The 7810-nt window shown below is 36.2% G+C and carries 13 protein-coding genes; 11 read left to right on the forward strand and 2 right to left on the reverse strand.

Annotation, left to right across the window (positions count from 1 at the left end; genetic code table 11):
• Positions 1–47 precede the first annotated feature (47 nt).
• The 3 genes from ACTJIV_RS17960 (at position 48) to ACTJIV_RS17970 (ending at position 2377) form a co-directional block, all read left to right on the forward strand.
• Positions 48–557, forward strand: coding sequence for a GNAT family N-acetyltransferase (locus ACTJIV_RS17960; RefSeq protein WP_223559874.1), 510 nt, complete (start codon positions 48–50; stop codon positions 555–557).
• Between the two features lie 28 nt (positions 558–585).
• Positions 586–1587 carry an acyltransferase family protein gene (locus ACTJIV_RS17965; protein WP_440629035.1) on the forward strand — a complete coding sequence of 334 codons (1002 nt, stop codon included), beginning with the start codon at positions 586–588 and terminating at the stop codon, positions 1585–1587.
• Positions 1588–1735: 148 nt separating this feature from the next.
• Complete coding sequence (locus ACTJIV_RS17970) at positions 1736–2377, forward strand: uracil-DNA glycosylase (protein WP_440629036.1); 642 nt, start codon at positions 1736–1738, stop codon at positions 2375–2377.
• On the opposite strand, the gene ACTJIV_RS17975 is transcribed toward ACTJIV_RS17970, so the two are convergent.
• Positions 2364–2873, reverse strand: coding sequence for a hypothetical protein (locus ACTJIV_RS17975; protein ID WP_440629037.1), 510 nt, complete (start codon positions 2871–2873; stop codon positions 2364–2366). The genes ACTJIV_RS17970 and ACTJIV_RS17975 overlap by 14 nt on opposite strands.
• Positions 2874–2885: 12 nt before the next feature.
• Positions 2886–3377, reverse strand: a complete 492-nt coding sequence (locus ACTJIV_RS17980) for a DUF456 domain-containing protein (protein WP_111960772.1) — start codon at positions 3375–3377, stop codon at positions 2886–2888.
• A gap of 122 nt (positions 3378–3499) precedes the next feature.
• Here ACTJIV_RS17980 and ACTJIV_RS17985 point away from each other — a divergent pair, with 122 nt between their 5' ends.
• The 8 genes from ACTJIV_RS17985 (at position 3500) to ACTJIV_RS18020 (ending at position 7697) form a co-directional block, all read left to right on the forward strand.
• Positions 3500–4768 carry a mechanosensitive ion channel family protein gene (locus ACTJIV_RS17985; RefSeq protein WP_440629038.1) on the forward strand — a complete coding sequence of 423 codons (1269 nt, stop codon included), beginning with the start codon at positions 3500–3502 and terminating at the stop codon, positions 4766–4768.
• Positions 4769–4883: 115 nt separating this feature from the next.
• Positions 4884–5603, forward strand: coding sequence for a pyridoxine 5'-phosphate synthase (locus ACTJIV_RS17990; protein WP_111960776.1), 720 nt, complete (start codon positions 4884–4886; stop codon positions 5601–5603).
• 12 nt (positions 5604–5615) lie between these two features.
• Positions 5616–6020, forward strand: coding sequence for a hypothetical protein (locus ACTJIV_RS17995; RefSeq protein WP_440629039.1), 405 nt, complete (start codon positions 5616–5618; stop codon positions 6018–6020).
• Between the two features lie 6 nt (positions 6021–6026).
• Entirely contained in the window at positions 6027–6812 is a 786-nt protein-coding gene (locus tag ACTJIV_RS18000) for an alpha/beta fold hydrolase (protein WP_440629040.1), read from the forward strand.
• 114 nt (positions 6813–6926) lie between these two features.
• The gene (locus ACTJIV_RS18005; protein ID WP_440629041.1) at positions 6927–7172 is read left to right on the forward strand and encodes a microviridin/marinostatin family tricyclic proteinase inhibitor; all 246 of its coding nucleotides are present in this window, start codon (positions 6927–6929) and stop codon (positions 7170–7172) included.
• 59 nt (positions 7173–7231) lie between these two features.
• A complete protein-coding gene (locus tag ACTJIV_RS18010; protein WP_440629047.1) occupies positions 7232–7345 on the forward strand; it encodes a hypothetical protein in 114 nt (37 codons plus the stop codon).
• Complete coding sequence (locus tag ACTJIV_RS18015) at positions 7296–7421, forward strand: microviridin/marinostatin family tricyclic proteinase inhibitor (RefSeq protein ID WP_440629042.1); 126 nt, start codon at positions 7296–7298, stop codon at positions 7419–7421. Before ACTJIV_RS18010 ends, ACTJIV_RS18015 begins: the two co-directional genes overlap by 50 nt.
• A 48-nt stretch (positions 7422–7469) precedes the next feature.
• Complete coding sequence (locus tag ACTJIV_RS18020; protein ID WP_111960784.1) at positions 7470–7697, forward strand: microviridin/marinostatin family tricyclic proteinase inhibitor; 228 nt, start codon at positions 7470–7472, stop codon at positions 7695–7697.
• Positions 7698–7810 lie beyond the last annotated feature (113 nt).

A 7810-nucleotide genomic window follows, 5' to 3' on the forward strand; every position in this document is an offset into this window, starting at 1 on the left:
GTGAGAAAATGTGATTATTATGTATATTTGAGATATTTACCAAATTAATGATTGAAACAGACCGGCTAATATTAAAGGAAATTAACGAAAGCCACGTAGAAGATATCCTGAAGATTAGAAGCAACGAAACTATTAATCAGTTTGTGAAAAGGAATTCTCCGAAAACGAACTATGATGCTCTGCAATTTATTTTAACGATTAAAGAACGAACTCAGAACGGGCAAACCCTTTATCTGGGAATTACCTATAAAAATCAGCCGAATCTTATCGGAACCATCTGCCTGTGGAATTTTTCTGAAGACAGAAAAACAGCTGAAGTCGGCTATGAATTGTTACCGGACTATCACAGAAAAGGGATTATGTCTGAAGCCTTAACAGCTGTTTTAGATTATGGATTTAATAAATTACATCTACAGGAAATCTTAGCGATTACCCACAAGCTTAATGAAAACTCGAAAGGTCTTCTTTTGAAGCATAATTTTGTTTTGGAAGAGAACAGAGAAGATGAGGATTTTCCCGACAATATTATTTTTAGTTTAAAGAAAATAATGAATTGATTTCCCCACAGACTGCATTGTTTAGCATATGAAAAATGAAATAAAATCATTAACAGGGTTTAGAGGTATTGTTGCGCTATGGGTAACATTTTTCCATTTCAGTTACTTTAGAAATTTTTGGATCCAGTCCGTGAATGGGAAGGGATATGTAGCTGTAGATATCTTTTTTGTACTGAGTGCTTTTCTGCTTGCAGTATCCTATTCAGAGAAATTTCAGCACCTGACTTTTGACGGAGTGCAGAAGTTTTATAAGAAAAGAGTCAACAGGATCTATCCCGTATATTTTTTGTCTGTTGTTTTTATCATCGTTTTTATAGCAAAAAATCCTACCTGGACCCAATTTTTAGTCAATACAGCACTTCTACAGTGTTTTTTTAATCCCAATTATTCATTAAATGAAGTATACTGGTCATTGAGCACAGAATGGATTTGTTATCTGATATTTCCCTTTTTGCTATGGGGCATACTTAAATATAAACTAAACAGTTGGTTCCTGATCATATTAGGTTTAGCTTTAAGAGGTATTGTTTCTTATCTGCCGGACATATATTTTGATGATGCACCGCTTGAGATAGACAGATCTTCTCAATATCTTGATGTCGTTTTTGGAGTAAGTTCTTTAGTGCGAACGGTATCCTGCTATTTTATAGGAATTGGAATTGCATTTTTACAGGGAATAAAAATAAAGAAAAGTAACCTGTTTATTTATGGTGTAGTTATTCTATCCTTTTTACTTCTGTACACTGCAAGAGGATTATTTTTTATTCCGTTACTGTCAGCAATTATTATAAAGCATCTGTATTCGGAAAAAAAGAGTCTGGTCAAAAGTTTTTTAGAAACAAAAGCAGTTTACTTTCTAGGAAATATTTCATATTCATTATATATTATCCATTATATCGTAAGGCGACAGAAAATAGTCATTGTAGATTCCTACCATCTCAATAATTTTCTTCTGATTGGATTTTCTATTCTGTTGTCTTATTTTTCTTACATACTTATTGAAAAAAGAGTGAAAATATTTCAAACGTAACTCACCCAGTCATTTCAATAACTATATCATTCAATCATTATATTACCAGATTTGGCTATCCAGGAATTAAAGGATATTTTTGTAATATAATTCGGTAAAGGAAGAATTATATCACATTAATACATTTTCAAATTATCATATCAATCCCATGACCTGGACAGAAGTTTTAGCCCCGATAAAGAAAACAGAATATTTTACCAATCTTTGGGAAAAAGTAAAGCAGGAATACGCAACAACGAAAGTATTTCCACCTAAAAAACAGATATTCAGAGCACTGGAGATTACTCCTTTTGAAGATGTTGAGGTGGTGATCCTGGGGCAGGATCCTTATCATAATGACTATCAGGCCAATGGTTTGTGTTTTTCCGTTTCAGAGCAGGTAGCAGCACCGCCTTCACTTAAAAATATCTTTACAGAATTAAAAGACGACCTGGGAATTGAAAGAACTTCCAGAGAACTGGATGACTGGGGAAAGCAGGGCGTTTTATTACTCAATGCTACTTTAACGGTTCGTGCCCATTCACCTAACTCTCACAAAGATTTAGGCTGGGAAAAATTTACAGATTTTATCATTAAAGAAATTTCGGATAAAAAAGAGAATGTAGTATTTGTTCTTTGGGGGGCTTTTGCACAAAAAAAAGCCGAACTCATAGATCCGGCTAAGCATTTTATTCTAAAATCGGCGCATCCGTCACCGTTTTCTGTACATAGAGGTTTTTATGGAAGCAAGCCCTTCTCAAAGATCAATGAATATCTGGTCTCAAAAGGGAAGAAACCTATTTCTTGGTAGAATTTGATTTCCCGTCAGCTTTTGTAATTTTGATTCCGATTCTGTATTTTCCATCCAGATCTTTTCCCCCGGCTTCAGATTTCCGGGAAGGCGTTACTTCTTCCAGTGAAATGGTATACCCGTTGAATTCTGCAGACTTGTGGTAGTTTCGCCCCGTGTTATCCATGGTGGCAAGGGTTAAAACCATAGGGCGGGAGTAAGTTCCCATAACTTCTACCTGTGCTACGGCAACTCCTGCCCAAATACATGCAACTCCTTCAGGACAGCGGCTGTCTTCAGAAATACCTTTGAAGGTCACATTCATTTCGTATTCTTTAAGGAATTTATTTTCTCCCTGATTAAAATAAATGACGCCTCCTTTTTGTGCTGAATTTTTGGTTTCATTCATAGGAGAAGGGGTTCCGGCGGTTGATTCCGGGGCTTTTGTTTTCTTTTGGGCATTGCATCCTGCTAAAGTGAGCAGTCCCAGACTAAGTATGATGGCTTTATGGAACATATTTTATTTTTTTTAAATAATATCAAGCATATCTAAAACTACTACCAAAAACATTGCCACACCTACCACAAGACTAAAACCGGTTCCGTAAATGAAGCCGATAAATGCACCTTTAGTAGATTGTAAGGCCTTATTCATATCCTTACTGTCATGAAGAAGTTCCCCGATAAATACCCCGGCAAACATTCCGATCAGAAACCCTAAAGGAATAGGAATGAAAATTCCTACGATGGTCCCAATAACTGATCCGATACTTCCCCAACGCGTTCCACCGTATTTCCTGTTGGTTTTTGCTGGAATTACATAGCTTAAAACTACAGAAATTGCTGTGAGGATCCCAAATGCCCAGATATAAATCATCGGCAAATCTGCATCTGTCCCGAATTTATAAATTAAAAGTCCGCAGATGCTTAGCAAAAGCCCCGGAAGTACAGGCAGGAAAGTTCCCAGCATCCCGAGAACCAATAAAATAAGACAGAGAATATTAATTAAGGTGGTATCCATTCTTTTAAATTATCAATGCAAGATAGGAAAAAAGAAAATTCGCAGAAGCCTTTTTAATATTTGGGATGAAAATTGATTGTCAATAGTAAGATCATCATTCTTAATTTTATAAATTTGCCGTAATGAAAGACGAAATACAAGACACTAAGAATTTTTTGCAGGAAATAAGTGATCAGCTATACATCTATATCAGCCAGGTAACACCCGGCGGGATGGATTGGGTTGTTCATATTATTATCAAGCTGGCACTTTTGTGTGCTGTATTTTTAGTAGTAGATTTTGTTTTTAAATTTGCGATCAATTTTATTTTCAGGTTTTTCCGGAATGACGAAAAATATCCGATCATCCGGTCAATTTATCAGTCTAAGATTTCTAATTCTGTGGCTCATTTTGCCGCTCTTTTGGTGGTCGCAGGAATACATCCTTCTATATTTCCGGCAACGGCACTCCCTAAAACAAATATTTTTATTAACAGATCTATCAATTTGGGGCTTGTACTTATTCTTGCCGGAATGCTTTACAGGTCATTAACGGGCTTTAGAAATTATTTTACCATAAAACAGGATTTTTATAAGATCATGGCGCTGAATGCTATTTCAGAAACCGTAAAGATCTTAGGAATCTTCATATTTTCCGTATTAGGAATATGCGTCATATTTGGAATTAAAGGAACCACTATTGTCGGGAGTTTAGGAGCTATTACAGCTGTACTGGTACTGGTTTTCAGAGATACCATTTTAGGTTTTGTAACAGGGATACACGTTGCTACTTCCAAAAATCTTAAGGTAGGGGACTGGGTAAGCATTCCCAAATACAGTATGGAAGGAAATATTATAGATATCAGCCTTCTGACAACGAAAGTCATGAATTTTGATAAAACAGTTTCTACAATTCCTACCTATGACCTTTTGACGACAGAGATCAGAAACCTTCAGGTCATGTCCGAATCCAATACGAGAAGGATCAAAAAATCTATTTACTTTAATATCAATTCTTTTAAATTTTTGAATGAAGAAGATATTGAACGTTTAAAAGAAATCAACCTGATCTCAGATTATCTGAAAGAAAAAACACTGGAGATAGAAAAAGAAAAACAGGACCTGAAGCATAATGATAAGACCATTAACGGAAGGCAGCTTACCAATATCGGGGTTTTCAGGTATTATGCCCAAAAATATATAGAGAACGATCCGGATATAGATCAAAAAGGAGCTAAAATGGTCCGTCAGCTGGATATTACACCACAGGGACTTCCCCTTGAAGTGTATTGTTTTGCAAATGATTCTAAATGGGAACATTTTGAGCAGATCCAGGCTGATATTTTCGACCATCTCCTGGTGGCTTCCAAAGAATTTGATCTTCAGGTGATGCAAATAAGCATTAAGGCATAAATAAAGAAGTCAGAACTAGAGATTAATATAATTTGACCGTTACTTTTATCTAACTAGAGAAGTAATTCCAAGAGCTAAATTTCTAATCTCTTAAAAATAACATCTAAATAAAGAAATGACAAAACTAAGTGTAAACATTAATAAAATTGCAACATTAAGAAATGCCAGGGGAGGTGATACGCCAAGCGTAACAGAAGCAGCAATAAAAATCCAGGAATTTGGAGGACAGGGGATTACCATTCACCCGAGACCTGATGAAAGGCACATTACAAGAAAAGACGTATATGATCTGAAACCGCTGGTTACAACAGAATTCAACATTGAAGGAAATCCGCACCGCTCTTTTATTGATATGGTTCTGGAAGTAAAGCCTGAACAGGTAACCCTGGTTCCTGATGCAGATGATGCCATTACATCCAATGCGGGTTGGGACACTAAAAAACATCTGGACTTTCTGACCGAGATTATTACAGAATTTAAAAAAGCAGGAATCCGTACCTCTGTTTTTCTTGATCCTTTACCGGAATTGGTAGAGCACGCTGCAAAAACAGGAGCTGATAGAATTGAGCTCTACACTGAAGCTTACGCGAAAAACTATCTGACGAACAAAGAACAGGCTATAAAACCTTATTATGATACAGCGGTTGCTGCTACAGAATTCGGTTTGGGAATCAATGCAGGGCATGATCTGAGCCTGGAAAATTTAAAATACTTTGCGGACCAGATTCCAAATCTTCTTGAAGTTTCAATCGGGCATGCCTTAGTTTCCGAAGCCCTTTATATGGGACTTGAAAACACCGTTCAGGCTTATTTGAAGAGACTGGCAAAATGGTAATTGATTAATAAAATGAACGAATTTTGTACCCCTTTACCTGAAGACAGGAAAAAATATATTAAAGATCTAGGAAGCATCCTTGTAGATGATTACGGTAAGAAGAAATTTTATAAACCTGAGGAAATAAAAAAAGCCAATCAAAAAACTTCATGGAGTAATATAAGCGATGCAATTGATTATTCCTGTTGGGGAATGGCTGTTTTTTCCTCGCATGAGGATTTTGATTCATATCATAAAGCTTCGGGAGAAATCTGCGATTATGCCGAAATGAAGCAGGCCATGCTGGATGGAATTTCTTCAGGAGGATTCAATTTCGTTATTCCTGAGCTTTCCGACACAGAAATCGATTTATCCTGGCTGGATATTGGGGATATCTTTCAGGCAGTTGGAGAATTTTTTTCATCATTTTTAGACTAATACATTATGGATAATAATATACTTAATTCAAAAATATTCGGCGAGAATCTTACGGTTACGCCACTTCTTGTATTTCACGGACTGTTTGGAATGCTCGACAACTGGGGGAGTTTTGGAAAAGACTTAGGAGAGTATCTTCCGGTACATCTGATCGATCTTAGAAATCACGGGAGAAGCTTTCATTCCGAAAGTATGTCACATGACGATCTGGCAGACGATATTGCCCGTTATATGGATCATTACGGTATTCAGAAAGCCCATGTTTTGGGTCATTCCTTAGGGGGGAAAGCCGTGATGCAGTTTGCTTTAAAATACCCTGAAAGAGTAGAAAAGCTGATTGTAGTGGATATTTCCCCAAAAGCCTATCCTCCGCATCATCAGGGGATTATTAAAGCCCTTGAAACGGTAGATTTCAATACGGCAGGCTCACGTGGTGATGTAGAAGCCATATTAGGCCAATACATTCCTGAAAAGTCTACGATCCAATTTCTGGCAAAAAATCTGTACTGGGACGACAATAAAAAGCTGAACTGGAGATTCAATCTTAAAACCTTATCTGAAAAATATAACGAATTTGTTTCTAATGCGGTAAAATTTGGGGTTTTTGAAGGCGATTCTTTATTTATTGCAGGCGAAAAATCAAATTATATCCTTCCTCAGGATGAATACGGAATCAAACAGCAGTTTCCAAAAGCTAAAATTGTTACGGTAAAAAATGCCGGACATTGGGTTCAGGCTGAAAATCCGGTTGATTTCGCGAAAGTTGTTAAAGATTTTTTGGGTTTAAATTAATTTAATTCTTTCTTTTTACTGATTTAGTTAAAATTTTCTTAAAATAAAGCAATATATCCCCGTGTATTGAAATTTTTTGTATTTTAGTTTGCATAAAACTAAATATAATAACTTATGGAAAAGAAAAACTCAAAAAAGCCATTCTTTGCTTCGTTTTTAGAGAAACAAATTCAGGATCCTGAAGCTATTCAAGGAGGTGGAATTACAACACCTACTACTGATGTACTTACTTTACCAACGAGAGACACTATAACAACTTCACCGTTCCTAGATAATGCAACATCGCAGTTAAAAGATCAGGTAGTGACACTGAAATACCCTTCCGACAGTGATGAGAGTGGGGAACTGGATGCTCTATAATCTAACTCAATTACCATAAAAGACGAGAATTTAAAAAAGAAGCTTTTTTTGCTTCATTCCTGGAAAAGCAGATCAAAGATCCGGATACCATCCAGGGAAGCGGAATTATTACCAACACTGATAATGAAATCGTTACGGCACCTTCAGTTGAATGTAACAGCACAGGTTTTTGATCACGTGACATTTCCAAGCAAGGATCTTTTGGTTACGATGAAATATCCTTCTGACGGTGATGATGATGTTGTTTAAATTTCTCTAGAAAAATTTAAAACATATTTTAACCAAAACTAAATTATTATGAAAGACAAGAATTCACAAAAGAAGCCGTTTTTTGCTTCGTTTTTAGAAAAGCAGCTTAAAGATCCGGAAACAGTGAAAGGAGGTGGTGAGATTACTATTCCTGAAAGAGATGTGATCACAAAACCGTCAGTTGATACGGTGACTTCACCTCAAGATGATCTGATGCATACAATGAAGTATCCATCTGACGGAGATGATGATGCCCCAACAGTACCATTAGACTAATACTTTAAAGAAATAATCGTATTATACAATCTTTCAAAGGAAACTTACCACTAAGTTTCCTTTTTTAATAAAATCCGGCCAATGATTCTCTGCATTACCCACTCGAATGATTT

It is taken from the genome of Chryseobacterium sp. 22532, from assembly GCF_052044665.1.
GTDB classification, from domain to species: Bacteria; Bacteroidota; Bacteroidia; order Flavobacteriales; family Weeksellaceae; genus Chryseobacterium; species Chryseobacterium lathyri.

Bases quoted from the DNA above. Each gene is read 5' to 3' on its own strand.
- ACTJIV_RS17960 (WP_223559874.1), top strand. From the start codon at position 48: ATGATTGAAACAGACCGGCTAATATTAAAGGAAATTAACGAAAGCCAC.
- ACTJIV_RS17965 (WP_440629035.1), top strand. From the start codon at position 586: ATGAAAAATGAAATAAAATCATTAACAGGGTTTAGAGGTATTGTTGCG.
- ACTJIV_RS17970 (WP_440629036.1), top strand. From the start codon at position 1,736: ATGACCTGGACAGAAGTTTTAGCCCCGATAAAGAAAACAGAATATTTT.
- ACTJIV_RS17975 (WP_440629037.1), bottom strand. From the start codon at position 2,873: ATGTTCCATAAAGCCATCATACTTAGTCTGGGACTGCTCACTTTAGCA.
- ACTJIV_RS17980 (WP_111960772.1), bottom strand. From the start codon at position 3,377: ATGGATACCACCTTAATTAATATTCTCTGTCTTATTTTATTGGTTCTC.
- ACTJIV_RS17985 (WP_440629038.1), top strand. From the start codon at position 3,500: ATGAAAGACGAAATACAAGACACTAAGAATTTTTTGCAGGAAATAAGT.
- ACTJIV_RS17990 (WP_111960776.1), top strand. From the start codon at position 4,884: ATGACAAAACTAAGTGTAAACATTAATAAAATTGCAACATTAAGAAAT.
- ACTJIV_RS17995 (WP_440629039.1), top strand. From the start codon at position 5,616: ATGAACGAATTTTGTACCCCTTTACCTGAAGACAGGAAAAAATATATT.
- ACTJIV_RS18000 (WP_440629040.1), top strand. From the start codon at position 6,027: ATGGATAATAATATACTTAATTCAAAAATATTCGGCGAGAATCTTACG.
- ACTJIV_RS18005 (WP_440629041.1), top strand. From the start codon at position 6,927: ATGGAAAAGAAAAACTCAAAAAAGCCATTCTTTGCTTCGTTTTTAGAG.
- ACTJIV_RS18015 (WP_440629042.1), top strand. From the start codon at position 7,296: ATGAAATCGTTACGGCACCTTCAGTTGAATGTAACAGCACAGGTTTTT.
- ACTJIV_RS18020 (WP_111960784.1), top strand. From the start codon at position 7,470: ATGAAAGACAAGAATTCACAAAAGAAGCCGTTTTTTGCTTCGTTTTTA.